The organism is Parahoeflea alexandrii (assembly GCF_027214025.1).
Lineage (GTDB): Bacteria > Pseudomonadota > Alphaproteobacteria > Rhizobiales > Rhizobiaceae > Hoeflea > Hoeflea alexandrii_A.
Window position 1 is genome coordinate 106,468 of sequence record NZ_JAPWHB010000001.1, and the last position, 22,965, is coordinate 129,432.

At 62.5% G+C, this 22,965-nt stretch carries 22 protein-coding genes; 15 read left to right on the forward strand and 7 right to left on the reverse strand.

Translation table 11 applies throughout. The features are described from left to right. Nucleotides 1-4 precede the first annotated feature (4 nt). The 5 genes from O4H62_RS00550 to O4H62_RS00570 form a co-directional block, all read right to left on the reverse strand. Nucleotides 5-439, reverse strand: a complete 435-nt coding sequence (locus O4H62_RS00550) for a DUF4864 domain-containing protein (protein WP_269385115.1) — start codon at nt 437-439, stop codon at nt 5-7. A gap of 168 nt (nt 440-607) precedes the next feature. Beyond that, nucleotides 608-1,645 (reverse strand): alcohol dehydrogenase catalytic domain-containing protein, encoded by a 1,038-nt coding sequence (locus O4H62_RS00555; RefSeq protein ID WP_269385117.1) that lies wholly within the window; start codon nt 1,643-1,645, stop codon nt 608-610. Between the two features lie 24 nt (nt 1,646-1,669). Then, entirely contained in the window at nt 1,670-2,635 is a 966-nt protein-coding gene (locus tag O4H62_RS00560; RefSeq protein WP_269385119.1) for an NADPH:quinone oxidoreductase family protein, read from the reverse strand. A 6-nt stretch (nt 2,636-2,641) separates the two neighbouring features. Further along, nucleotides 2,642-3,886: an acyl-CoA dehydrogenase family protein gene (locus O4H62_RS00565; protein ID WP_269385121.1), complete on the reverse strand. Its 1,245-nt coding sequence runs from the start codon at nt 3,884-3,886 to the stop codon at nt 2,642-2,644. A gap of 24 nt (nt 3,887-3,910) precedes the next feature. Then, nucleotides 3,911-4,570 (reverse strand): TetR/AcrR family transcriptional regulator, encoded by a 660-nt coding sequence (locus O4H62_RS00570; RefSeq protein ID WP_269385123.1) that lies wholly within the window; start codon nt 4,568-4,570, stop codon nt 3,911-3,913. Nucleotides 4,571-4,759: 189 nt separating this feature from the next. Between O4H62_RS00570 and O4H62_RS00575 the strand changes: the two genes are divergently transcribed. The 7 genes from O4H62_RS00575 (at nt 4,760) to mmsB (ending at nt 12,129) form a co-directional block, all read left to right on the forward strand. Beyond that, nucleotides 4,760-5,593, forward strand: a complete 834-nt coding sequence (locus O4H62_RS00575; protein WP_269385126.1) for an SDR family oxidoreductase — start codon at nt 4,760-4,762, stop codon at nt 5,591-5,593. 1 nt (nt 5,594) lies between these two features. Further along, on the forward strand, nt 5,595-6,620 hold the full coding sequence (locus tag O4H62_RS00580; protein ID WP_269385128.1) for a phosphotransferase: 1,026 nt from the start codon (nt 5,595-5,597) through the stop codon (nt 6,618-6,620). Between the two features lie 3 nt (nt 6,621-6,623). Continuing rightward, nucleotides 6,624-7,400 (forward strand): SDR family NAD(P)-dependent oxidoreductase, encoded by a 777-nt coding sequence (locus O4H62_RS00585; protein WP_269385130.1) that lies wholly within the window; start codon nt 6,624-6,626, stop codon nt 7,398-7,400. Between the two features lie 119 nt (nt 7,401-7,519). Beyond that, on the forward strand, nt 7,520-9,016 hold the full coding sequence (locus O4H62_RS00590) for a CoA-acylating methylmalonate-semialdehyde dehydrogenase (RefSeq protein ID WP_269385132.1): 1,497 nt from the start codon (nt 7,520-7,522) through the stop codon (nt 9,014-9,016). 43 nt (nt 9,017-9,059) lie between these two features. Next, nucleotides 9,060-10,208, forward strand: coding sequence for an acyl-CoA dehydrogenase family protein (locus O4H62_RS00595; RefSeq protein WP_269385134.1), 1,149 nt, complete (start codon nt 9,060-9,062; stop codon nt 10,206-10,208). Further along, nucleotides 10,205-11,227, forward strand: a complete 1,023-nt coding sequence (locus O4H62_RS00600; protein ID WP_269385137.1) for an enoyl-CoA hydratase/isomerase family protein — start codon at nt 10,205-10,207, stop codon at nt 11,225-11,227. The genes O4H62_RS00595 and O4H62_RS00600 overlap by 4 nt, the downstream gene beginning before the upstream one ends. A gap of 47 nt (nt 11,228-11,274) precedes the next feature. Continuing rightward, nucleotides 11,275-12,129 carry a 3-hydroxyisobutyrate dehydrogenase gene (gene mmsB, locus O4H62_RS00605; protein ID WP_269385139.1) on the forward strand — a complete coding sequence of 285 codons (855 nt, stop codon included), beginning with the start codon at nt 11,275-11,277 and terminating at the stop codon, nt 12,127-12,129. 19 nt (nt 12,130-12,148) lie between these two features. Here the strand turns inward: mmsB and O4H62_RS00610 are convergent, their stop codons facing one another. Together O4H62_RS00610 and O4H62_RS00615 are read right to left on the reverse strand one after the other, a co-directional pair. Then, complete coding sequence (locus O4H62_RS00610; RefSeq protein ID WP_269385141.1) at nt 12,149-12,676, reverse strand: hypothetical protein; 528 nt, start codon at nt 12,674-12,676, stop codon at nt 12,149-12,151. Nucleotides 12,677-12,849: 173 nt separating this feature from the next. Continuing rightward, entirely contained in the window at nt 12,850-15,162 is a 2,313-nt protein-coding gene (locus O4H62_RS00615) for a methyl-accepting chemotaxis protein (RefSeq protein WP_269385143.1), read from the reverse strand. Between the two features lie 323 nt (nt 15,163-15,485). Here O4H62_RS00615 and O4H62_RS00620 point away from each other — a divergent pair, with 323 nt between their 5' ends. The 8 genes from O4H62_RS00620 to maiA all read left to right on the forward strand — a co-directional run bounded on the left by O4H62_RS00620 (nt 15,486) and on the right by maiA (nt 22,964). Next, nucleotides 15,486-16,082 carry a GNAT family N-acetyltransferase gene (locus tag O4H62_RS00620; protein WP_269385145.1) on the forward strand — a complete coding sequence of 199 codons (597 nt, stop codon included), beginning with the start codon at nt 15,486-15,488 and terminating at the stop codon, nt 16,080-16,082. A gap of 156 nt (nt 16,083-16,238) precedes the next feature. Further along, a complete protein-coding gene (hmgA, locus tag O4H62_RS00625) occupies nt 16,239-17,570 on the forward strand; it encodes a homogentisate 1,2-dioxygenase (RefSeq protein ID WP_269385147.1) in 1,332 nt (443 codons plus the stop codon). A gap of 167 nt (nt 17,571-17,737) precedes the next feature. Continuing rightward, nucleotides 17,738-18,748 (forward strand): fumarylacetoacetate hydrolase family protein, encoded by a 1,011-nt coding sequence (locus O4H62_RS00630; protein ID WP_269385149.1) that lies wholly within the window; start codon nt 17,738-17,740, stop codon nt 18,746-18,748. 9 nt (nt 18,749-18,757) lie between these two features. Beyond that, nucleotides 18,758-19,708 carry an MBL fold metallo-hydrolase gene (locus O4H62_RS00635; protein WP_269385151.1) on the forward strand — a complete coding sequence of 317 codons (951 nt, stop codon included), beginning with the start codon at nt 18,758-18,760 and terminating at the stop codon, nt 19,706-19,708. Between the two features lie 239 nt (nt 19,709-19,947). Continuing rightward, nucleotides 19,948-21,555, forward strand: a complete 1,608-nt coding sequence (locus O4H62_RS00640) for an FAD-dependent oxidoreductase (RefSeq protein WP_269385153.1) — start codon at nt 19,948-19,950, stop codon at nt 21,553-21,555. Nucleotides 21,556-21,558: 3 nt separating this feature from the next. Further along, nucleotides 21,559-21,753, forward strand: a complete 195-nt coding sequence (locus O4H62_RS00645) for a DUF2783 domain-containing protein (RefSeq protein WP_269385156.1) — start codon at nt 21,559-21,561, stop codon at nt 21,751-21,753. Between the two features lie 16 nt (nt 21,754-21,769). Further along, nucleotides 21,770-22,312, forward strand: coding sequence for a VOC family protein (locus tag O4H62_RS00650; RefSeq protein ID WP_269385159.1), 543 nt, complete (start codon nt 21,770-21,772; stop codon nt 22,310-22,312). Between the two features lie 10 nt (nt 22,313-22,322). Next, nucleotides 22,323-22,964: a maleylacetoacetate isomerase gene (maiA, locus tag O4H62_RS00655; protein WP_269385160.1), complete on the forward strand. Its 642-nt coding sequence runs from the start codon at nt 22,323-22,325 to the stop codon at nt 22,962-22,964. The last annotated feature ends 1 nt before the right edge of the window (nt 22,965 follow it).

Below are 22,965 nucleotides of genomic sequence, written 5' to 3' on the forward strand. Positions count from 1 at the left end.
ACTCTCAGGTTTGCGGTGCGGCGGCCTTTATCATCTGGACACCATTGATCTTGAAGCTGCCGTCCGGCTGGCGTTCGAGCGAATAGAGCGCAGTCCAGTCCTCGCCGTCAGGGGCCTGGATGATGACTTCCTGTACGATACCAGAGCCGTCGGCCGATGCCTTGGATCGTCCGAAGGCGAAGTTGCCGGGACGGTAGACCGGCTGGTAGCCACGCTTGACCATGTCGAAGAAGCGGCTTTCATCCGGATAGATCCGCTTGATCGAGGGGGCCGCGAAGGAATAGGCGGTTGCCATGTCGTCGGAAAGAAAGGCGTTGATCTGGCTCTCGATGACCAAGCGCGCCGTTGCCGCGTCATTGGCGCGGGCGGGCGTCAGCGCCAGACACAGGGCTGCGAGCGATGCCGTCAGGAATGCAATGAGCTGAACGTTTCTTGTCATGATCGTACCTCCATGGTGTTGAAGATAGGACGGGGAACGGGAATGGAAAGTTTCACTTCGGTACGGCAAAGGCCGGAAGTTCATCCGGTTTATGAAGAGTTCGGAAATAGTGAATCAAAACATCGGAGTAGGCGTATAATCTAATGTTTCGAATCATGTGCTGGCGCGTCACGGCACGATCATTACCTTGCCGTCGCCGAGCTTCAGCGCGTCGGGCAGGTCGCGCATTGCATCGGCGAGCCTGACCGTCGCTACCACTTCGGTATTCCAGGCGCCCGAGATGAAGCGGTTCTGGACGGCGCGCAACGTCCGGATTTTTGTCAGAACGGAAGCCTGCCGGAACCAGTTCATCAGCCAGTAGCCCTCGATCCTCTTGCCCATGATGATGAACTGACCGGCTTCCTTGAGCACCGGCGCTTCGGTGTCGAGCTTGCCGTAGATGATCCAGCGGGCGCGGGCCGGCATGGCGGCGAAGAGATCGGCGGCCACTTGACCGGCGACCGCGTCAAGCAGGATTTTCGGCTTTTCGGATTTGCACAGGGCTGAAAACCTGGCTGCAAACTCCGGGTCCGACTCGACCAGAACATGTTTCGCACCGAGCTCTCTAAGATGGTTAGCCTGGCTCTCCTTGCGGATGACGGCGATCATCACAATGCCGTTGTCTCGAGCCAGTCCCGCCATCAGCTTGCCGAGCTGGGAGAAGGCGGCCGTGAAGACGAAGCTCCTGGAGCCCGACTGCTTGACAATGTCGAACATGGTCCAGGCCGTAACCGGGTTGACCACGTGGCCTGCTGCATCCTCGTCGCGCATGGCGGACTTGACCACGACGCACATGGCCGCCTCGACGACGATGTACTCGGCCCAGGCGCCTGACCCGTTGACGCCGCCGACAAAGGCGACCCGCTTGCCCTTGAGATAGCTCGCATAGAACCCCTTGCCGTCGACCACGTCGCCGACACCCTCGAAGCCGGCAGCCGCGCCCTTGATGCACGGCTGGCCGTATTCGCCCTTGATGAAATAGAGATCGGAGGGGTTGATCGAAGCCATGCGCACCCGGATCAGCACCTGGCCCGGACCCGGTTTCGGGACGGGCAGGGAACCGTATTCGAGATAGGGATCAAGCGTCTCGATGACCGCGCCGGTCCGGGTCGGGGCGAAACCGTGGCCCCTGAGGATCAGGGCGTTCATGCTGGTGGGCAGTGACATGGTCGTATCCTTGCGACAGGGGCCTTACGGCACCAGGATGGTCTTGCCGACGGCGCCGCGATCGAGAATCCGCTGCAGCGCCGTTGCTGCTTCCGCCAGCGGTCGGGTCTCGTCGATATGAGGCTTGATGCGGCCTTCGGAATGCCACTGGAAGAGTTCGCGGTTGTTGATGGCGTAAACTTCCGGCTCCTTGGCGACGAATGCGCCCCAGAACACCCCGACCAGCGAATATTCCTTGAGCAGCACCAGGTTGACCGGAAGCTTGGGGATTTCGCCGGAAGCGAAGCCGATAACCAGCAGGCGGCCATTGCGGGCCATGGCCCGGGCCGCGACATCGAAGGCGGCGCCGCCAACCGGATCGAAGGCGACGTCGACGCCTCGCGGCGCCTCTCGCTTGAGCGCATCGCGCAAGCCGTCATAGGGCAGGGCTACATCGGCACCGGCATCGAGACACGCCTGCTGCTTTGCCTCGCTCGACGCGACGGCGATGACCCGGGCGCCCATGGCCTTGCCGATGGAGATGGCGGCCAGACCGGTTGATCCGGCGGCGCCAAGCACCAGCAAGGTTTCACCCGGCTGCAGGTTGGCCCGCTGTTTCAGCGCATGATGCGAGGTTCCCCAGGCGCACATCAGTGCGCAGGCATCGGCGAAGCTCATGGTCTGGGGTATCGGGAAGGCCCTGTTTGCCGGCGCCAGCACCTTTTCGGCATAGCTGCCATTGCTCAGCATCACCACGACCCGGTCACCGGGCTTGACGTGGGTGACATTCGCGCCGGCCGCTTCGACGATGCCTCCGGCCTCCATGCCCGGGACAAACGGCGTCTCGGGCTTCATCTGGTAGAGTCCCTGGACCAGCAGACCATCGGGATAATTCACCCCGATGGCTTCGGCCTTGATCACAACTTCGTCAGCGCCCGGCGTGGGATCAGGGAGATCCCTGAATTCCAGATTGGAAAGCGGGCCATATTCGGGACAGACAATTGCCTTCATGACGGATCACACCTTTTCCTGTGTGTAGCGCTTGAGTTCGGTGCGCGCCACCTGGCGGCGGTGCACGGCGTCGGGACCATCGGCGAGCCTCAGCGTGCGCAGGTGGGTCCAGCTGCGGGCCAGCGGCGTGTCCTGGGAAATGCCCTGGGCGCCGAACATCTGCACCGCCTCGTCAGTGACCTTGAGCGCCACCCGCGGCGCCACCACCTTGATCTGGCTGATCCACGGCGCGGCGGCAACGGCGTTGCCCTGGTCCATCATCCATGCTGCCTTCAGGCACAGGAGCCGGGCCTGTTCGATCTCCATGCGGCATTCGGCAATGATGTCGTAGTTGGCGCCGAGCTGGGCCAGCTTCTTGCCGAAGGCCTCGCGTTCGAGCGAGCGCTTGCACATCAACTCCAGCGCCATTTCGGCCTGGCCGATCGCCCGCATGCAATGATGGATGCGGCCGGGTCCAAGGCGGCCCTGGGCGATCTCGAAGCCCTTGCCCTCGCCAACCAGCAGATTGCTCGCCGGGACCCGGACATCGGTGAACTTGAGATGGAAGTGGCCATGCGGCGCGTCATCCTGGCCATAGACCTGCATCGGCCGCAGCTTCTCGATGCCGGCGGTATCGGCGGGTACGAGGATCATCGAGTGACGGGCATGCTTGGGGGTGTCGTCGTCGCCGGTGCGGACCATGACGATGTAGATCTTGCAGCGCGGATCGCCGACGCCCGAGGCCCACCATTTCTCGCCGTTGAGCACGTATTCGTCGCCGTCACGGACGCAGGCCATCGAGACATTGGTGGCGTCGGAGGAGGCAACGTTCGGCTCGGTCATCAGGTAGGCGGAGCGGATTTCGCCGTTGAGCAGCGGTTCGAGCCATTGCTTCTTGTGCTCGGCGGTGGAATAGCGGTCGAACACCTCCATGTTGCCGGTGTCGGGCGCCGAGCAGTTGAAGGTCTCGGCGCCGAGATGCGCCTTGCCCATTTCCTCGGCGAGATAAGCATATTCGACGGTCGTCAGCCCCCGGTCGGACTGGGTGCGCCAAAGGTTCCACAGGCCGCGTTCCTTGGCCTTGGCCTTCAATCCTTCGAGAATCTCGGTCTGGCGCGGGGTGTAGCTCCAGCGGTCGCCCTTGGCGCCGACTTCGGCGAGGAATTCCTCGTCAAGCGGCATGATCTCGTTGCGGACCATGTCGCGCACGGCTTCGAGAATGGGTTCGAGATGCTTGGTGATGCCAAGATCCATCGGCTTTGCTTCGGTCATGGATATTCTCCTCCAGATGTTCGTTCAGGGCATATCGCCCGTGTAGCCAAGAAGCCGGATGGCGTAGAGCACGCACTCGTCCGCCACGGCTTCGATCTCTCTTTCGTCCTGGCCCTTTCGCGGCGTGAACCAGACGATGGGTCCGTTGATGCACATGAAGACCGAGTTGAGTGCGATCTTGATGTTTGCGTAGGCGATGTCGCCGTCGGCCATCGCGTCTTCGAGCACCTTCAGGAAGTGATCGGAATAGGCGTCGCGCAGGCCGGCCAGCTGACGAAGTTCGGCATGTTCGTTGGCCGGCATGGTGCCATGCCTGAGCATGTCCACGCCCTGGCCAACGACGTTCTGAAAGGCCTTGGTACGGATTACGCACATGACATGCGCCTTGAGCATGGCCTTGAGGCGGTCGATGGCCGGCATGTCGCGCTCGAGGATCGGCTCAATCGCCTGGAAGTTCATCATCATGCCGGTGCGGTAAACATCGAGAAACAGTTCCGCCTTCGAGGCATAGTGGTGGTAGATCCGGCCCTTGGTCGAGGAAATCCGCGCCGCGACCTCGTCGAGGCTGGTGGCAGAATATCCGCGCGACTCAAAACACAAGGCGGCCCCCTCCATGATTTCCATGCGGGATAGATCGGTGTCGCTCTGACGCCGGTATTTGGTCGATCGCGCCGCGGTCGCCATTGATTGCCTGCCTGTTTCCTGTCTCGCGGCATTCGCGCCGGTCGATGCGAAGAATATTTTCAAACCGTCTTGCAGTCTGCGATGACTTGAACATACTATCGAGTATGTTGTCAATCGACGAGACAGCGCTATTGTCAGGAGGCGATGCGAAGGCGTGTACGCATTCGATCGCGCGGGGAGAGAGAAACGATGAGTGAAGCCAGCGACAGCTATCTGGGCAGTCTTTTCGGTGTGAGCGGCAAGACGGCACTGGTGACCGGAGGCGCCACCGGGATTGGCCGGATGATCGCGACCGGGCTGGTCCAGGCCGGTGCCCGCGTGATGATCGCTTCGCGCAAGGGCGAGGATTGTGTCCGGGTAGCCGAGGAAATCAATGCGCTTGGCGCGCCGGGTTCGGCCGAGGGATTTGCCGGGGACGTCGGCACCTCCGAAGGCGTGGCGGATCTGGTCGAGGCCGTCAAGGCGCGGACCGATCGCCTCAACATCCTGGTCAACAATGCCGGCGTGTCCTGGGGTGCTCCTTATGAGGAGTTTCCCCATGCGGCCTGGGCCAAGGTGATGTCGGTGAATGTGGCCGGGCTGTTCACGCTGACCCGGGACCTGACGCCGCTGCTCGTCGGGGCGGCAAGCGACGCGGATCCGGCACGGGTGATCAATCTGGGATCGGTCATGGGCACGCAGCCCGCCGCCGACGGGGCCTACTCTTATTCGGCCTCAAAGGCTGCGGTGCATCACCTGACCCGCATTCTTGCCGAAGAGCTTGCCGGCCGGCGCATCACCGTCAATGCGTTTGCGCCCGGACCGTTTCAAAGCCGGATGACGGCCTTCGCTACAGCCAGGGACGAACAGGTCGAGCGCGTCAGCGCAGGCGTTCCGCTTGGCCGGATCGGCGGGCCCGACGATGTGGCCGGCGCTGCGCTCTATCTTTGCAGCCGGGCAGGGTCCTACATCACCGGCGCGATCCTGCCGATCGACGGCGGCCTTTCCGTGCAACACGATATTCGCCTGTTCAAGGATGCCTGACATGGACGCAGAACCCTTTGACATGGAAGCCCTGGCGGACGAGCTGCACGAACTCGTGCCGGGTTTTTCCGGTCTGCATGCGATCGAGAAATTCAACACCGGCCAGTCCAATCCGACCTACCGGGTGGAAGCCGACAGCGGGCGCTATGTGCTCAGGGCCAAGCCGCCGGGAACCTTGCTTAAATCGGCCCACCAGGTGGACCGCGAGTACCGGGTGATGAAGGCGCTGGCCGAAAACAACGTGCCGGTGCCGAAGGTCTATGGCCTGTCGGGTGAGGACAGCGCCATCGGGCGGATGTATTTCGTCATGGAACTGGTCGAAGGCCGTATCTTCTGGGATCCGGCCCTGCCAGAGGTCAGCAAGCAGGAGCGCGCCGCGATCTATGACGGCATGAACGACGTGCTGGCCCGGCTTCATTCAGTCGATGTCGAGGCTGCCGGACTGGCGGACTTCGGACGCCCCGGCAATTATTTCGCCCGGCAGATCCGGCGCTGGAGCGAGCAGTACATCGCCAGCAAGACCGAAGAGCTGCCGGATGTGGACCGGTTGATGGATTGGCTGTGGGAGAACCTGCCCGATGATGACGGCAGGGTGTCGGTGGTGCATGGCGACTACCGTCTCGACAACATGATCTTTGCTCCGCATGGCGAGGAAGTCCGGGCGCTGATCGACTGGGAGCTATCGACGCTGGGCCACCCGCTGGCCGATCTGTCCTACCAGTGCATGCAGTGGCGTCTGCCGCACAAGAGCGGTTTCCGGGGCCTGGGCGGTCTTGACCGGGCAGAGCTCGGGATCCCGACTGAAGCCGAGTATGTGGCGCTCTATTCCGAGCGCAGTGGCATCGCGGTCGACAACTGGACCTTCTGTCTGTCGTTCTCGTTCTTCCGGCTCGCCGCGATCCTGCAGGGCGTCTACAAGCGCGCGCTCGACGGCAATGCCTCCAATCCCGAACGGGCCCGTGAAATTGGTAAGGCCGTGCCGCAACTTGCGGCCATGGCAAACGACATCATGTCCGGAAAGGCTTGAACAATGGCGGATTTTCAAGGACGCGCGGTCATCGTCACCGGCGCCACCGGCGGGTTTGGTCAGGCGGCAATACGGCACTTCGCTCAAGCCGGTGCCAAGCTGGTGATCAGCGATCTGGCGTCGGAGCGGCTTGATGCTCTGGCCAAAGAGCTCGGCGGCCAGGCGGTCGCAGTCAGCGGGGATATTTCCGATCCGGAGCTGTCCGAACGGTTGGTGGAAACCGCGCTGTCGGAATTCGGCAGGCTCGACATAGCCATCAACAATGCTGGCATCGTGCATGACATGATGCCTTTGCCGAGGACACCGATTGCAGACGCTCGCAAGGTGATCGATATCGACCTGATGGGCGTGTTCTACGCCATGCGGGCGCAACTGCCGGCGCTTGAGCAGCGTTTTCGCGAAACCGGCGAAACCGGCGCCATCGTCAATGTCGCCTCGGTTGCCGGCGTGGTCGCAGCACCAATGCTCGCGATCTATGCCGCGGCAAAGCACGGGGTGGTGGGACTGACAAAATCGGCGGCGATCGAATATGCGCGTCGCGGTGTTCGGGTCAACGCGCTGTGTCCGTCGTTTGCTCGGACACCCATGGCGACCGATTTTCTCGACAAGGCCGGCAAGGATCGCGCAGCGGCGGAAGCCGCGATGGTTCAGGCAATCCCGATGCGGCGGCTGGCCGAGGTCGAGGAGGTGATTGCCGGCATGATCTATCTCGCTGATCCGGCGTCGAGCTTTGTTACCGGCCAAACCCTGCAGGTCGACGGCGGTCTGTCGGCCTCCTGACGCATCTGCGGGTTTGTAGGGCTACGGTTTTTGCACATCGGTTGAGCAATTCGGCTGATTGAACTTCAAGTTCGGTGAGCGCAAGATGCATTCAACGTAATCATTCCGGAGGCAGGACCATGCAAGAACTCACCCATTATATCGGCGGCCAGCATGTGAAGGGCAAATCCGGCCGGTTCGCCGACGTGATGAACCCGGCAACCGGGGAAGTGCAGGCGAAGGTACCGCTGGCCTCCAACGAGGAATTGGCGGAAGCCGTGGCGATTGCCGCCAGGGCTCAGGTCGGCTGGGCTGCCACCAATCCGCAGAAGCGCGCCCGGGTGCTGATGAAGTTCGTCGAGCTCTTGCACCGTGACATGGACAAGCTGGCCGAGGCGCTGTCGCGCGAACACGGCAAGACCATTCCCGACGCCAAGGGCGACGTGATCCGCGGGCTGGAAGTGGCCGAGTTCTGCTTCGGCGCGCCACATCTGCTCAAGGGCGAGTTCACCGAGGGCGCGGGTCCGGGCATCGACATGTATTCGCTGCGCCAGCCACTCGGCGTCGTCGCGGGCATCACGCCCTTCAACTTTCCGGCGATGATCCCGATGTGGAAATTCTGCCCGGCAATCGCCGCCGGCAACGCCTTCATCCTCAAGCCCTCCGAACGCGATCCGTCGGTGCCGCTGATGCTGGCCGAACTGATGAGCGAGGCCGGCGCTCCGGACGGCATTCTCAATGTGGTCAACGGCGACAAGGATGCGGTCGACGCGATTCTCGATCATCCGGAAATCATGGCCATCGGTTTTGTCGGATCGACCCCGATCGCTCAGTACATCTATGCCCGCGGCTGCGCCAACGGCAAGCGGGTGCAGTGCTTCGGCGGCGCCAAGAACCACATGATCATCATGCCCGACGCCGACATGGACCAGGCCGTCGACGCGCTGATCGGCGCCGGTTACGGCGCTGCCGGCGAACGCTGCATGGCGATCTCGGTCGCCGTTCCGGTTGGCGAAAGGACCGCCGATCTGCTGATCGAGAAGCTGGCGCCGCGGGTCGAGGCCCTGAAGATCGGACCCTACACCGATAATGACGTCGATTTCGGCCCGCTGGTGACGCGCGAGGCGCGCGACCGGGTGCTCGGTCTGGTCAATTCCGGCGTGGAGCAGGGGGCCAAGCTGGTGGTCGACGGCCGCAATTTCTCGATGCAGGGCTACGAGAACGGCTATTTCGTCGGCGGCTGCCTGTTCGACAATGTCACCCGTGACATGGACATCTACACCCAGGAGATCTTCGGGCCGGTGCTTTCCGTGGTCCGCGCGCCGACCTATGCCGAGGCGCTGCGTTACCCGATGGAACACGAATACGGCAACGGCACCGCGATCTACACCCGCGACGGCGACACCGCGCGCGATTTCGTCAGCCGCATCAATATCGGCATGGTCGGTGTCAATGTGCCGATCCCGGTGCCGCTGGCTTATCATACCTTCGGCGGCTGGAAGAAATCCGGCTTCGGCGACCTGAACCAGCATGGTCCGGATGCATTCCGCTTCTATACGCGCACCAAGACGGTGACCGCGCGCTGGCCTTCCGGTATCAAGGAAGGGGCCGAGTTCGTCATTCCGACCATGGGATGAGTAACGCCGGGTGCAGTGTCAGGGATAGGGAGGCGGATTTGCCATGGATTTTGAGCTGAACGAGGAACAGCAGGCGATCTTCGACATGGCGCGCGACTTCGGCGCCGAGAAGATCGCCCCGTTTGCGGCCCAGTGGGAGAAGGAAGAGGCGATCCCGCGGTCGGTGCTTGAAGAAGCAGCCGCCCTCGGGCTGGCGGCAATCTACGTTCCGGAAGAGGACGGCGGGTCGGGCCTGACCCGGCTCGACGCGACCCTGGTGTTCGAGGCGTTGTCGATGGCCTGTCCGTCTGTTGCTTCGTTCCTGTCGATCCACAATATGTGCACCTGGATGGTCTCGTCCTACGGTTCGGACGAGATGAAGGCGCGGCTGCTGCCCGATCTCGTCACCATGAGCAAGATCGCCTCCTATTGCCTGACCGAACCCGGTTCGGGGTCGGATGCCTCGGCGCTCAGGACCCGCGCCGAGCGCACCAACGAGGGCTACAAGCTCAACGGCACCAAGGCGTTCATTTCCGGCGGCGGTTTTTCCGATCTCTACCTGGTGATGAGCCGCACCGGGGCGGATGGCCCGAAGGGTATCTCGGCGGTGATCGTCGAGGATGGCACGCCCGGACTCTCCTTCGGCGCGCCGGAGAACAAGATGGGCTGGCGCTCGCAGCCGACCTCGCAGGTGCAGTTCGACGATTGCGTCATTCCTGCCGACAACCTGCTGGGTGAGGAAGGCGCGGGCTTCCGCTACGCGATGAGCGGACTGGACGGCGGGCGGCTGAATATTGCCGCTTCCGCACTCGGCGGTGCGCAATCGGCGCTCGACAAGACGCTGGCCTACATGGGCGAGCGCGAAGCCTTCGGCAAGACCATCGACCAGTTCCAGGCGCTGCAGTTCCGGCTGGCCGACATGGAAACGGAAATGCAGGCGGCGCGGATCTTCCTGCGCCAGGCCGCAAGCAAGCTCGACCGCAAGGCGCCGGACGCGACGAAATACTGCGCGATGGCCAAGCGATTTGTCACCGACACCGCCTTCAACGTGGCCAATGACGCGCTGCAGCTGCATGGCGGTTACGGCTACCTGGCCGATTATGGCGTCGAGAAGATCGTCCGCGATCTTCGCGTGCACCAGATCCTCGAGGGCACAAACGAGATCATGCGGCTGATCGTGTCGCGGGCGCTGCTGGCGGAACGCGCCGCATGAGCATCCGCATCCGCAAGATCGGCCGGATCGGACAGATCACGCTGCAGCGGCCCGAAGCCCTCAACGCGGTCACCTACGAGATGGTGCTGGCAATCGAGGCTGCGCTCGACGGCTGGCGCGACGACGATGACGTCGCCTGCGTGCTGATCGATGCGGAAGGCCACAAGGCCTTCTCCGCCGGGGGCGATCTGCAGTTCATGCATGACACCGCGTCCAAGGGCGATTTCGATGCGGGCCGGACCTTCTGGCGCGACGAATACCGGCTCAACGCCAAGATTGCCGCCTACCCGAAACCGTATATCGCATTGTGCCAGGGTTTCACCATGGGCGGCGGCGTTGGCGTGTCGCTGCATGGCTCGCACCGGGTGGTGGGCGAAAGCTCGAAGATCGCGATGCCGGAATGCGCGGTCGGGCTGGTGCCCGATGTTGGCGGCACGTTGCTGCTGGCGCGTGCGCCGGGACGGCTAGGGGAGTATCTCGGCGTAACCGGCTACCGGATGAACGCGCCGGACGCGATCCTGGCAGGCTTTGCCGACTATTTCATCCCCGAGGCCGAGTGGCCGGGGCTGACCGAAGCGTTGATCGAGACCGGGGATGCGTCGGCGGTCCAGTCGATGGCGCAAGATCCCGCGGACGGGCTGTTGATGGGGTTGCGCGAAGACGTCGATGCCCATTTCGGCGGGGCCAAGCTGAGCGAAATTCTCGCAGGCTTGCCGGACAATGACTGGGGAGCGGCTACAGCAAAGAGCATTCGCGCCGGATCACCGCTCTCGGCGAGCTGCACCATCGAACTGGTGCGCCGTGCCCGGGCCGGTAATGACATCCGGGCCGCGCTGCAACAGGAGTACCGTTTCACCTCGCGCAGCGCGTCGGAGGGAGACTTCGTCGAGGGCATTCGTGCGGCAATCATCGACAAGGACAGGAACCCGCGCTGGCGTCACGCAAGCGTCGAAGATGTGACAGCTGAAACGGTGGCGGCGATGCTGTCTGAACCACCGGGCGGCGATATCGATATTTAGCCACGGCTCTGTCAGCCGTTCGGGATTGAAGTGTTTGGGAGGACGTCATGAAAATCGGATTTATCGGACTGGGAAACATGGGCGCGCCGATGGCGGCGAACCTGATCAAGGCAGGACACCAGGTGACCGGCTTCGATGTTGCGGGCGTCACCGTGGAAGGCGCGGCCAAGGCGGGCTCCGCTGCGGAAGCGGCCAGCGGGCAGGATGCGGTGATCACCATGCTGCCCAACGGCGATATCCTGCGCTCGGTCTATGCCGAGATCGTGCCGGCGGGCGCGAAGGGCGCGGTGTTCATCGATTGCTCCACCGTTGATGTCGACAGCGCCCGCGCCGCCCACGAGATGGCTGCCGCAAACGGTCTGCTCTCCGTCGATGCGCCGGTGTCGGGCGGCGTCGGCGGCGCGGCTGCCGGGACGCTGACTTTCATGGCCGGCGGCAGCGACGAGGCATTTTCGCGCGCCGCGCCGCTGTTCGAGATCATGGGCAAGAAGGCGGTACATTGCGGCGAGGCCGGCGCTGGCCAGTCTGCCAAGATCTGCAACAACATGCTGCTCGGCATCTCGATGATCGGGGCCTGCGAAGCCTTCGCGCTGGCCGAGAAGCTCGGCCTGTCGGCGCAGAGCCTGTTCGACGTCGTGTCGACCTCGTCCGGCTCCTGCTGGTCGGTCAACACCTATTGCCCGGTGCCCGGCGTCGGCCCGCAAAGCCCCGCCGACAATGGCTACAAGCCGGGCTTTGCTGCCGAACTGATGCTCAAGGATCTCAAGCTGTCGCAGCAGGCGGCGGAGAGTGTATCCGCCCAGACGCCGATGGGCGCGCGGGCAACCGAACTCTACGATCAGTTCGTGGCGGGCAAGGGCAAGGGCCGCGATTTCTCGGCGATGATCGAGGAACTGAAATAGCGGCATCGGCAGGAGGCGATCAGTCCGGCATGTCCGGGAAACCTTGTTCGAGCGCGCGGCGCAGGCGTACCTTCACCGACGCCGCCTGTTCGGTGCGGATCGCGTTTTCCAGCAGGATGCGGACCTCGGTGCGATATCCCGGATGTGCCAACGCGAGATGATGCAGGCCGGTATAGGCCCAGGCCCGAACGAACTTGTTCTGATCCTCGCGGCAGGCAAGCACGAAACGGAAGACGAGATCGGCGCTCTCTCCGGTCAATGTCAGATACGGTAGAATCTGCAGGCAATGCAGCTTGGCTTCCCAGCCGGTCAGCCCAGGCAGGGTCAGTGCCAGCTTGTGCGCCAGCGTGGGATTGAGCCCCCGTTTCGTAACTTCCATGTGATACTTGAGCAGCCACGTCGCACCGGTCTCGAGCGTTTGATCCGCCGACATGGCGATCAACCTTTCGGCGAAACCGGGTTCGGCTGCAAAACTGCCGTAGATCCGCTTGATCGCGCCAGCGGACTTCCCATCCCAGGATTGCAGCTTTTCTTCCAATCCATCCATTGCTTCTTGATACCCGGACATCTCCGGGGAACTGGATAGGCTATCCCGACCTGCAATTCAAACGACAGGCGCTTGAAGCTGAAAGCGGCTGCATCGGCAAGAATTCTGCCCGAAACGCAGAAAGGGGCCTCGCGGCCCCTTTCCGGTTGATCCGGCTTCCGACGTGGAAGCCGTCAGAATTCACTCCAGTCAGTAGCAATGGCGGCGTTGCCTGCGCTGCGCGCCCTTGGGGCGGGCTTGGCGGGCCGTTCCGGCTGTCTGCGCATTTTCGAGGCCATGGCGCCGAGTGCGGAGGCCGAGGTGTTGCCTGAAACCTGGAAGTTGGCGACGATGCCGCCAAGGTTCTGGGCCTCGTTGTTGAGCGCCATGCTGGCGGCGGTTGTTTCCTCGACCATGGCCGCGTTCTGCTGGGTCACCTGATCCATCTGGTTGATCGCGGCGTTGATCTCGCGGATGCCGACGGCCTGTTCCGAGGCCGATTGCGAGATTTCGCGGATCAGGTTGTTGATCTGGACAACCTGCGAGGAGATGCCCTTGAGCGCTTCGCCGGTCTGGGCAACGTAGTCGACGCCCTGGTCCACCTGTCCGGCGGAGGTGGTGATCAGGGTGGCGATTTCCTTGGCGGCGGCGGCTGACCGCTGGGCCAGTTCGCGCACCTCTTGTGCCACCACCGCGAACCCACGGCCGGCTTCGCCCGCCCGGGCGGCCTCGACACCGGCGTTGAGCGCCAGCAGATTGGTCTGGAAGGCAATCTCGTCGATAACGCCGATGATGCGGCTGACTTCGCGGGACGAATTCTCGATCCCGTTCATCGCCTGGATGGCCTTCTCGACCACGGTGCCGGACTGGTGCGTGCTCTGGTTGGCATTCTCCACCGTCTGCGCGGCCAGTTTGGCGTTCTCGGCGCTGGCATTGACCTGCGAGGTCAACTGGTCGAGCGCGGCGGCGGTTTCTTCCAGGCTCGCGGCCTGTTTCTCGGTGCGTGCCGAAAGGTCGTTGGCAGCCGTGCTCATCTCGCCAGTGCCCGAGGTGATGTTGGATACCGACACGTTGATGGTCTGGATGGTGTTCTCGAGGCTCTGCATGGCGGAGTTGAAATCCTCGCGGAGCTGGGCGTATTCGCCCGGAAACTCCTCGTTGATCCTGTGCGACATGTCGCCGGCAGACAGCCGCGAGAGTCCGGTGCCGAGCCGGGTGACGATCCGCTTCTGCAATTCGGCGGCGTTGTTGCGCTCGGCTTCGGTGTTGGAGCGCTCGCGTTCTGCATTTTCGCGCGCGCGGGCGGCTTCCGATTCCAGTGCGTCGGTTTCGGCCAGGCGGTGGCGGAAGCCTTCGAGAGCGCGGGCAACCGCACCGGTCTCGTCCGAGCGCGTCTGTCCGCTGATCGGATCGGTGAACTTGCCCTGGCTGAGTGTGTTCACATCGGCGACAAGCCCGTCCAGCGGACGCTTGACCATGCGGTTGACGGCAACCAGCAGGCCGAGCAAAACGGCCGCAAGAACGATGATACCGCCGATGATCATCATGATGGTCTGCTGCATGACCGGGCCGGAAATGGCGGTCTCAGGCACGTCGACGATGACGACCCAGCTTGCGTTGACGCTGGGAATTTCGAACGGGTAGACGACCCGGTGGAGCTTCGATCCGTCGTTGCCGTCGATGTCGCGAACGATGCTGGAAGTGTTGTCCTTGAGAGCTGCCGAAACCTCGGCCTTTCCAGCAGCATCGAAGTCGGTCATCATCGCGTCAACGGTGGGGCCGACCAGCCATTTGCTGTCCTGCGAGACCAGCATGACCCGACCGGTTTCGAAGGGCCGCATTTTCGAGAGTTCACCGGCCAGCGAGGCGAGCGAAATATCGATGCCGGTGACGCCGATCAGCTTGCCGTCGGAGACCACCGGAGCGGTGACCGAGGTCAGCGTGGTCGGGACTGCGGCTTCCTCTGCCTTGTAGGGCGGGGTAATGGCGCTTTTGCCGCTTTCGGCAGAGAGCGCATACCAGGCGGCAGTGTGATCGATTTCGAAAGTCGAGAAATGGATGTCGCCATTGGACTTGCGCGACCAGTACGGGCTGAATTCACCCTTGGAGTTGCCGGCCATCTCCTTGTTGTCGATGAATTCGGCCTGGCGGCCGTCAAGGGCGTTTCCGGCTTCGGCGAACCAGCTTCCGAAGGCCATGTCGTGGGCCTGCATGGTGGCCTTGAGGAGGTTCATCATGGCCGCGCGGTCGAGGTCGGACGTGCTGTGGCCTCGGCCCTGGATGGCGGCCATTGTGCTTGTCGCGGCGGCCAAGCCGCCGATCTCGCCGGCAATGTTGGCGGAAATCGCCCTGGCCTCGATCCGCGCCTGGTCGAAGACGAGTTCTTCGACTCGGCTTTGCGACTGGGATATGAGAATGAAATTGGAAACGAGAAGCACCGCGGTCACGGTGGCGCCGGCCACCGCGACGAGCTTGGTGGATAATGTTCTGTTTTCGAAGCCGAGCATCCGACTTATCCTTATTAAGAAGCTGGGTACCGGCAAATGCCGGATACGTGCCGAATTCTGGGAGGGAGAGGTCCGTCATGGACATGGCGGGCCTGGTCACAACGGCATGTCGTGGATCTGTCGGCCTCTGATCGATCTATAGTGCGGTTATGATTGATGAAACATGAATCATTACAATCAAGATCTCTGATGCTGCTGCAATGCGGGACGACCCGGCCGACGCCGGGCGGATGGCTTGCCTGGTGGAAGGCATGCCTTGAAACCCCGGGATCAGGCCACATATCGACAGGATACGCCGCAACCACGGACCGAATCATCGCTTCATGACCACATTGCCGTCCGCAAGTATCGAACAGGGTCTGCGCCCCGGGCACCGGCGCGAGGCGACGGCGTTGTTTTGGGAGGCCTTCAAGGGAAAGCTTGCGCTGGTCATGCAACCCGAGGCGCAGGCGCTTTCCTTTATCGAAAATGCTGTCGACCCGGCGCACGCGATCAGCGCCGTATCGAACCAGGGTGAGTTGCTTGGCGTCGCCGGATTCAAGACATCGTCGGGCGGTTTCGTCGGTGGCGGTATGGCGCAGCTGTGTGCAGCCTACGGTCCTGTTGGCGGCTTCTGGCGCGGTCTGGTGCTGTCGACGCTGGACCGGCCGGTGGAGGCCGGTTCGCTGCTGATGGACGGGATCTTCGTTTCGGCCGCGGCGCGCGGGCAGGGGGTGGGCACACTGTTGCTGGCGGCGGTCAAGCGGAAGGCCCGAGACCTGGGCGCGACAAGTGTCCGCCTCGATGTGATTGACAGCAACCCCCGGGCTCGCGCCCTCTATGAGAGGGAAGGATTTGTAGCGCAGGAAACAAGTGAAACGGGTCTGTTCGGCCACATTTTCGGCTTTCGGTCTTCGACCAGGATGAGCTGCAAACTGTAACAGCCGCATGGTCGGTCCCGGACGCAGGCAAGTCTCAATCTGCCGAAGCGGGTAGTGATCCGCTTGTCGCGGCAGAAAGGTCCTGCCGCACGGTTGAAAGTTACATTTACAACTGATTGTATGCGCGCAATTTCAAACAGCAAACGGAGTGGCCCCATGTCGCTTGCTTATATGCCGGGTTTTGGAAACGACTTTGAAACCGAAAGCCTGCCGGGCGCTCTGCCGCAGGGGCAGAATTCGCCGCAACGTTGCGCCTACGGGCTGTATGCCGAACAGCTTTCGGGCTCTCCGTTCACCGCGCCGCGCGGCACAAACGAGCGGTCCTGGCTGTACCGGATCCGTCCCAGCGTCCGTCACACGACGGATTTCCGGGTGATCGACCGGCCTTACTGGCGCTCGGCACCGGCGCAGGATTCGGGCATCTTGTCACTGGGCCAGCGGCGCTGGGATCCGACGCCGTATCCGGAAGGGGACGTGCATTTTCTCGATTCGCTGCACACCATCACCACCGCCGGCGACGTCGTCGGGCAAGTCGGGATGGCAACTCACATCTATGCGCTGACTGCCGACATGGAAGATGACTACTTCTTCAATGCCGACGGCGAGATGATGATCGTGCCGCAGGAAGGCGCGCTGACGATCTTCACCGAAATGGGCATCATCGAGGTGGCGCCGCTGGAGATCGTGGTGCTGCCGCGGGGCATGATGTTCAAGGTGATGCGAGCCGAAGGGGTCGAACGGGCGCGGGGTTATGTCTGCGAGAATTACGGGGCCAAGTTCACGCTGCCCGAGCGCGGTCCGATCGGCGCCAATTGTCTGGCCAATCCGCGCGACTTCAAGACCCCGGTGGCGGCCTACGAGGACAAGGAAACCACCTGTCTGGTGCATATCAAGTGGTGCGGGGTGTTTCACGTCACCGCAATCGGTCATTCGCCACTCGACGTTGTGGCCTGGCACGGCAATTACGCACCCTACAAGTATGATCTGAGAACGTTTTCGCCAGTGGGCGCGATCCTGTTCGATCACCCCGATCCGTCGATCTTTACCGTGCTGACGGCGCCTTCGGGCGAGGCGGGGACGGCGAATATCGATTTCGTGATCTTCCCGCCGCGCTGGATGGTGGCCGAGCATTCCTTCCGTCCGCCCTGGTATCATCGCAACATCATGAGCGAATTCATGGGTTTGATCGAAGGCCGGTATGACGCCAAGGAAGAAGGCTTCCTGCCCGGAGGCATGAGCCTGCACAACATGATGATGCCGCACGGGCCTGATCACGACGCCTTCGAAAAGGCCTCGACGGTGGAGCTCAAACCGGTCAAGCTGTCCGACACGATGGCGTTCATGTTCGAAACCCGGTTCCCGCAGATGGTCACCCGTTATGCGGCGGAGCTTGAAACCCTTCAGAGCGGTTATGTGACCTGCTGGGAGGGGATCGAGCGGAAATTCGACGGCACGCCGGAAGCCGGCGGATGGTCGGGCGCCAAGTGAGCCATCGCCGGGAATGCCGGGACGCGTTAGCGGAACGGCACTCCCGGGGTAGAGAGACTGGCAGGCTTTCGTGATCGCGGGAGCCTGATTGTCCCGTTTCGGGAAGAAACAAAGGGAGAGATGGACCGTTCTTCATGTCCATCTGACAAACCACAGAGGAACATCGCATGAAACTAGCCACTCTTCGTGACGGCAGCCGGGACGGGCGTCTCGTCGTTGTCTCGCGTGATCTTACCCGCGCCTCGGGGGTGCCGCATATCGCGCGGTCGCTGCAAGCGGCGCTGGATGACTGGAAGCACGTTGCGCCGCGGCTTCGGGATGTGGCCCAGATGCTGGAGAGCGGCGCGGAGCCGACCGAGCGGTTTCACGAGCGCGATGCGCTGTCGCCGTTGCCGCGAGCCTATCAGTGGGCGGATGGCTCGGCCTATGTCAACCACGTCGAACTGGTGCGCAAGGCGCGCGGCGCCGAGATGCCGGCGAGCTTCTGGGAAGAGCCGCTGATGTATCAGGGCGGGTCAGACAGTTTCCTGGCTCCGCGCGGTCCGATCCGCATGGCCGATGAAGCCTGGGGGATCGATTGCGAGGGCGAAGTCGCGGTCATCGTCGGCGATGTGCCGATGGGTGCCGACATCGATACCTGCCGCGAGGCGATTGAACTCGTCATGCTGGTCAATGATGTCAGCCTGCGCGGGCTGATCCCGGCGGAACTCGCAAAGGGCTTCGGCTTCTTCCAGTCCAAGCCATCCTCCGCATTCTCGCCTGTCACGGTGACGCCGGACGAATTGGGCGAAGCCTGGGACGGCGGCAAGCTTAGCCTGCCGCTGGAGGTTGATCTCAATGGTGAGGCTTTCGGGCGCGCCAATGCGGGGATCGACATGACGTTTGATTTTCCGCAGCTGATCGCGCACGCGGCAAAGACGCGGCCACTGTGCGCGGGAACCATCATCGGTTCGGGCACCGTGTCGAACAAGGGGCCGGACGGCGATCCCGGCAAGCCGGTAAGCGAAGGCGGCGCGGGCTATTCGTGCATCGCCGAGATCCGGATGATCGAGACGATCGCATCGGGCAAGCCGGTGACGCCATTCATGCGCTTCGGCGATACGGTGCGCATCGAGATGAAGGACGCCGATGGCCATTCGATCTTCGGCGCCATCGAGCAAACAGTTGAAAAAGCTTAGGACAGATCAATGAGCAAGAAATTCGCATCCGCCGGTGACATGACGGAAAAGAACATCTCCTTTACCGAGATCGGCCGGGACATCTGGGCTTTCACCGCCGAGGGCGATCCCAATTCCGGGGTGATCATCGGCGATGACAGCGTCATGGTGATCGAGGCGCAGGCGACCCCGCGGCTTGCCAACAAGGTGATCGAAAATATCCGGTCGGTTACCGACAAGCCGATCAGCCATCTGGTGATGACCCATTATCACGCCGTGCGCGTACTCGGGGCATCTGCCTACAACGCGCCGACCGTGATCATGGGCGACGTGGCGCGGGCGATGGTCGAGGAACGCGGCGCGGAGGACTGGGCATCCGAGTTCGAACGCTTCCCGCGGTTGTTCCAGGGCCACGAGAGCATTCCCGGGCTGACCTATCCGACAACCACCTTCTCCGAGCGGATGACGGTCTATCTCGGCAAGCGCAAGGTCGACCTGATGCATCTCGGCCGTGCCCACACCGCCGGCGATATCGTCGCCTGGGTGCCGGACGAGGAAGTCATGTTCACCGGCGACATCGTCGAATACCACTCGGCGTGTTATTGCGGCGACGGCCATTTTGACGACTGGAGCGATACGCTCGACATGATCCGGATGTTCGATCCGCAGGCGATTGGTCCCGGACGCGGCGATGCGCTGGTCGGTCGCGAGATGGTCAATGCCGCCATCGAAAGCACCCGCGACTTCGTCGATTCCACCTACCGGCCGGTGGCCAGGGTGGTGGCGCGCGGCGGTACGCTGAAAGAGGCGTGGGACGCGGTACGGGCCGAATGCGATCCGAAATTCAAGGACTTCGCGATTTACGAGCACTGCCTGCCGTTCAACGTCGCCCGTGCCTATGACGAGGCTCGCGGCATCGATACGCCACGGATCTGGACCGCGGAACGCGATGCGGAAATGTGGGCGCAGTTGCAAGGATGAGAAGGGCGGGCGGCGAAAGCCGCCCGCTGCATTCGCCGCAACGCGATGAATTCCATCGGGAATTCGGACGTGCAGCATCCGCGATAGTCTTCCGGGATCGAGGTTCGCATGTGCCGTCCATCAAAAGGCATTTTACGGGTTGATAGTTACATCTGCAACTAATAATTTTGGTTCGAGGCGTGCGATGCCCAGGCCCGATCAGCTCAGGATCGGCCCGGTGATCGGCAGGAAGGGAGATCATGAGCAAGATATTTGAGGTTCCGCTTTATCCGTATCAGCGCTCTGCTGACCAGGATCAGGCAACGCCGGTGCGCCACAAGGTGGTTGTGGTGGGTGCCGGTCCGATCGGGCTGGCGGCTGCAATCGACCTGGCGATGCAGGATGTTCCGGTCGTCGTCGTCGACGAGAACGACAAGGTCAGCTGGGGCTCGCGGGCGATCTGTTTTGCCAAGCGGCCGCTCGAGATCCTCGACCGGCTGGGCTGCGGCGATCCGATGGTCGACAAGGGCGTGATCTGGAACCTCGGCAAGGTCTATTTCGACGAACGCCAGGTGTTCGGTTTCAACCTGCTGCCCGAACAGGGACACAAGCGTCCGGCCTTCATCAATCTGCAGCAGTATTATTTCGAGCAGTATCTGGTCGACCGGGTGCGCCAGTTGCAGGCTGCGGGCAAGCCGATCGAGCTGCGCGGCGGCAACAAGGTGCTGGAATTGTCCCAGGACGAGACCGGCGCGGACCTGACCATCGGTACGCCGGACGGGCCGTACAGGCTGAAAGCCGATTGGGTGATCGCCTGCGACGGCGCCGCCTCGCCGATCCGCAACATGATGGGACTCGATTTCGTCGGCCGGGTGTTCGAGGACAATTTCCTCATCGCCGACGTGGTGATGGAAGCGGAATTTCCGACCGAACGCTGGTTCTGGTTCGACCCGCCGTTCAACCGCGGCCAGTCGGCGCTCTTGCACAAGCAGCCCGACAATGTCTGGCGGATCGATTTCCAGCTTGGCTGGGACATCGACCGCGAGGAGGAACTGAAGCCGGAAAACATCGACCGGCGGCTGAAGGCGATGCTTGGCGAGGACATCAGCTACGAGCTTGAATGGAGCTCGATCTACACGTTCCAGTGCCGCCGTATGGACCGGTTCCACGAGGGCAGGGTGATCTTCGCCGGCGACGCCGCGCATCAGGTCTCGCCATTCGGCGCACGCGGCGCCAATTCGGGCCTGCAGGACACCGACAACCTCGCCTGGAAGCTGAAGCTGATCATCGACGGTAAGGCACCGGTTACACTTCTTGACTCTTATGATGCAGAACGGGTGCACGGCGCCGACGAGAACATTCTCAACTCGTCGCGCTCGACCGATTTCATCACGCCGAAATCGGAAATGAGCCGGATCTTCCGCGATGCCGTGCTCGATTTGTCCGAACGCTATGAAGCGACGCGGCCGATGGTCAATTCCGGGCGGCTGTCGGTGCCCTGCACCTATGACGGTTCACCGCTGAACGGGCCCGATTGCGAGGCAATGCCGGAGCGTACCCGTCCGGGCTCGCCGCTGGTCGACGCGCCGGTGCCGGGGGGCTGGCTGCTCGACCGCACAGGCTTCGGCTTTGAGCTGATGACAATCGACGAAACTGCGCCTGACGTTGTCGATGTGGATGGGATCGAGATCAAGCGGCTGGCGCTGGCGTCCGCCGACGATGCCGATGGCTATCTCAAGCAGCGTTATCTCGGCGATGCGAAATCGGCGGTCTATCTGATCCGGCCGGACCAGCATGTGGCCGCGCGCTGGGACCATTATGACGAGACGGCGGTGAAAGCGGCCGTGCTCAAAGCGATCGGGAGATAATCCATGTCTGCGCTCAACACCCAGGCCAACATCAAGGGGCCCGATGAGTTCTACGCCGAGTTGCTCTCGGTACACGAGGGGCTGAGCAAGGCGGAGAGCGATGCGCTCAACGCGCGCCTTATCCTGCTTATGGCCAACCACATTGGCGACCGTGAGGTGCTTTCGCAAGCCCTGCGGGCCGCCGCCCTGAAAGATTGAACGGAGGAGCTTCGCTATGAAAATCGAACAGATCCATCACGTGGCCTATCGCTGCAAGGACGCCAAGGAAACCGTCAACTGGTATGTCGACAATCTCAACATGGATTTCGTGCTCGCCATTGCCGAGGACAAGGTTCCCTCGACTCACGAGCCTGATCCCTACATGCATGTGTTCCTCGATGCCGGCCATGGCAATGTGCTGGCCTTCTTCGAGTTGCCGACGAAGCCGGAGATGGGGCGCGACGAGAACACCCCGATCTGGGTTCAGCACATTGCCTTCAAGGTGAAGGATCGCGATACGCTGGTTGCCTTCAAGGAAAAGCTCGAGGCCAACGGCATCGATGTTCTCGGGGTGACCGATCACTCGATTTTCCATTCGATCTACTTCTTCGATCCGAATGGCCACCGCGTCGAACTGGCCTGCCCGGACCCGGACGAAGAGGCGATGATCAAGCGGCTGGACGCGGTCAAGTGGGATATGCTTGAAGAATGGTCGAAGACCAAGCGCGCGCCCAAGCATGCCGACTGGCTGCACGCCAAGGAACTGTCGAAGGCATGAGGACCGTTTGATGGACATGCCCGTTCTCTATGATTACTGGCGCTCGTCGGCGAGCTACCGGGTGCGCATCGCGCTCAATCTCGCCGGCGTCGACTACAAGCCGGTGGTGGTGGACCTGTTGTGCAAGGCGCACAGGAGCGCCGAGCATCTCAAGCGCAACCCGCAAGGGCTGGTTCCGGCGCTCGAAATCGACGGGCTGATGCTGACCCAGTCGCTGGCGATCATCGAGTACATCATCGAGACACGCGGTGTTTCGCTGTTGCCGGACGATGCGGCCGGACGGGTGCGGGTGCGGGCGCTGGCGCATTCGATTGCCATGGACATTCACCCGGTGTGCAATCTCTCGGTGGTCAGCCATGTTCTCGAACTGGCGGGTGGTGACGACGCCATGCGGGTGGGCTGGATGCGCAAGTTCATCAGCCAGGGCCTGGAAGCATTCGAAACGCTTCTGGACCATCCGGCTACCGGCAGGTTCTGCCACGGCGATGCGCCGGGCCTGGCAGACATCTGCCTGATTCCGCAGATCTACAATGCCGAGCGCTGGGGCGCCGACATTTCCGGGCTGAAACGCATCCAGGCTGTGCGGAAGGCCTGCGACGCGCTGCCGGGCTTCGCCCGGGCGCACCCCGACCAGAACAATTTCAAGCCTTGAT

Excerpts from the sequence above, each read along its gene's own strand:
- maiA (WP_269385160.1), top strand. The coding sequence starts at position 22,323 with ATGGACATGCCCGTTCTCTATGATTACTGGCGCTCGTCGGCGAGCTAC.
- O4H62_RS00555 (WP_269385117.1), bottom strand. The coding sequence starts at position 1,645 with ATGTCACTGCCCACCAGCATGAACGCCCTGATCCTCAGGGGCCACGGT.
- O4H62_RS00575 (WP_269385126.1), top strand. The coding sequence starts at position 4,760 with ATGAGTGAAGCCAGCGACAGCTATCTGGGCAGTCTTTTCGGTGTGAGC.
- mmsB (WP_269385139.1), top strand. The coding sequence starts at position 11,275 with ATGAAAATCGGATTTATCGGACTGGGAAACATGGGCGCGCCGATGGCG.
- O4H62_RS00550 (WP_269385115.1), bottom strand. The coding sequence starts at position 439 with ATGACAAGAAACGTTCAGCTCATTGCATTCCTGACGGCATCGCTCGCA.
- O4H62_RS00590 (WP_269385132.1), top strand. The coding sequence starts at position 7,520 with ATGCAAGAACTCACCCATTATATCGGCGGCCAGCATGTGAAGGGCAAA.
- O4H62_RS00645 (WP_269385156.1), top strand. The coding sequence starts at position 21,559 with ATGTCTGCGCTCAACACCCAGGCCAACATCAAGGGGCCCGATGAGTTC.
- O4H62_RS00610 (WP_269385141.1), bottom strand. The coding sequence starts at position 12,676 with ATGGATGGATTGGAAGAAAAGCTGCAATCCTGGGATGGGAAGTCCGCT.
- O4H62_RS00635 (WP_269385151.1), top strand. The coding sequence starts at position 18,758 with ATGAGCAAGAAATTCGCATCCGCCGGTGACATGACGGAAAAGAACATC.
- O4H62_RS00560 (WP_269385119.1), bottom strand. The coding sequence starts at position 2,635 with ATGAAGGCAATTGTCTGTCCCGAATATGGCCCGCTTTCCAATCTGGAA.
- O4H62_RS00640 (WP_269385153.1), top strand. The coding sequence starts at position 19,948 with ATGAGCAAGATATTTGAGGTTCCGCTTTATCCGTATCAGCGCTCTGCT.
- O4H62_RS00600 (WP_269385137.1), top strand. The coding sequence starts at position 10,205 with ATGAGCATCCGCATCCGCAAGATCGGCCGGATCGGACAGATCACGCTG.
- O4H62_RS00570 (WP_269385123.1), bottom strand. The coding sequence starts at position 4,570 with ATGGCGACCGCGGCGCGATCGACCAAATACCGGCGTCAGAGCGACACC.
- O4H62_RS00595 (WP_269385134.1), top strand. The coding sequence starts at position 9,060 with ATGGATTTTGAGCTGAACGAGGAACAGCAGGCGATCTTCGACATGGCG.
- O4H62_RS00630 (WP_269385149.1), top strand. The coding sequence starts at position 17,738 with ATGAAACTAGCCACTCTTCGTGACGGCAGCCGGGACGGGCGTCTCGTC.
- O4H62_RS00620 (WP_269385145.1), top strand. The coding sequence starts at position 15,486 with ATGACCACATTGCCGTCCGCAAGTATCGAACAGGGTCTGCGCCCCGGG.
- O4H62_RS00565 (WP_269385121.1), bottom strand. The coding sequence starts at position 3,886 with ATGACCGAAGCAAAGCCGATGGATCTTGGCATCACCAAGCATCTCGAA.
- hmgA (WP_269385147.1), top strand. The coding sequence starts at position 16,239 with ATGTCGCTTGCTTATATGCCGGGTTTTGGAAACGACTTTGAAACCGAA.
- O4H62_RS00615 (WP_269385143.1), bottom strand. The coding sequence starts at position 15,162 with ATGCTCGGCTTCGAAAACAGAACATTATCCACCAAGCTCGTCGCGGTG.
- O4H62_RS00585 (WP_269385130.1), top strand. The coding sequence starts at position 6,624 with ATGGCGGATTTTCAAGGACGCGCGGTCATCGTCACCGGCGCCACCGGC.
- O4H62_RS00580 (WP_269385128.1), top strand. The coding sequence starts at position 5,595 with ATGGACGCAGAACCCTTTGACATGGAAGCCCTGGCGGACGAGCTGCAC.
- O4H62_RS00650 (WP_269385159.1), top strand. The coding sequence starts at position 21,770 with ATGAAAATCGAACAGATCCATCACGTGGCCTATCGCTGCAAGGACGCC.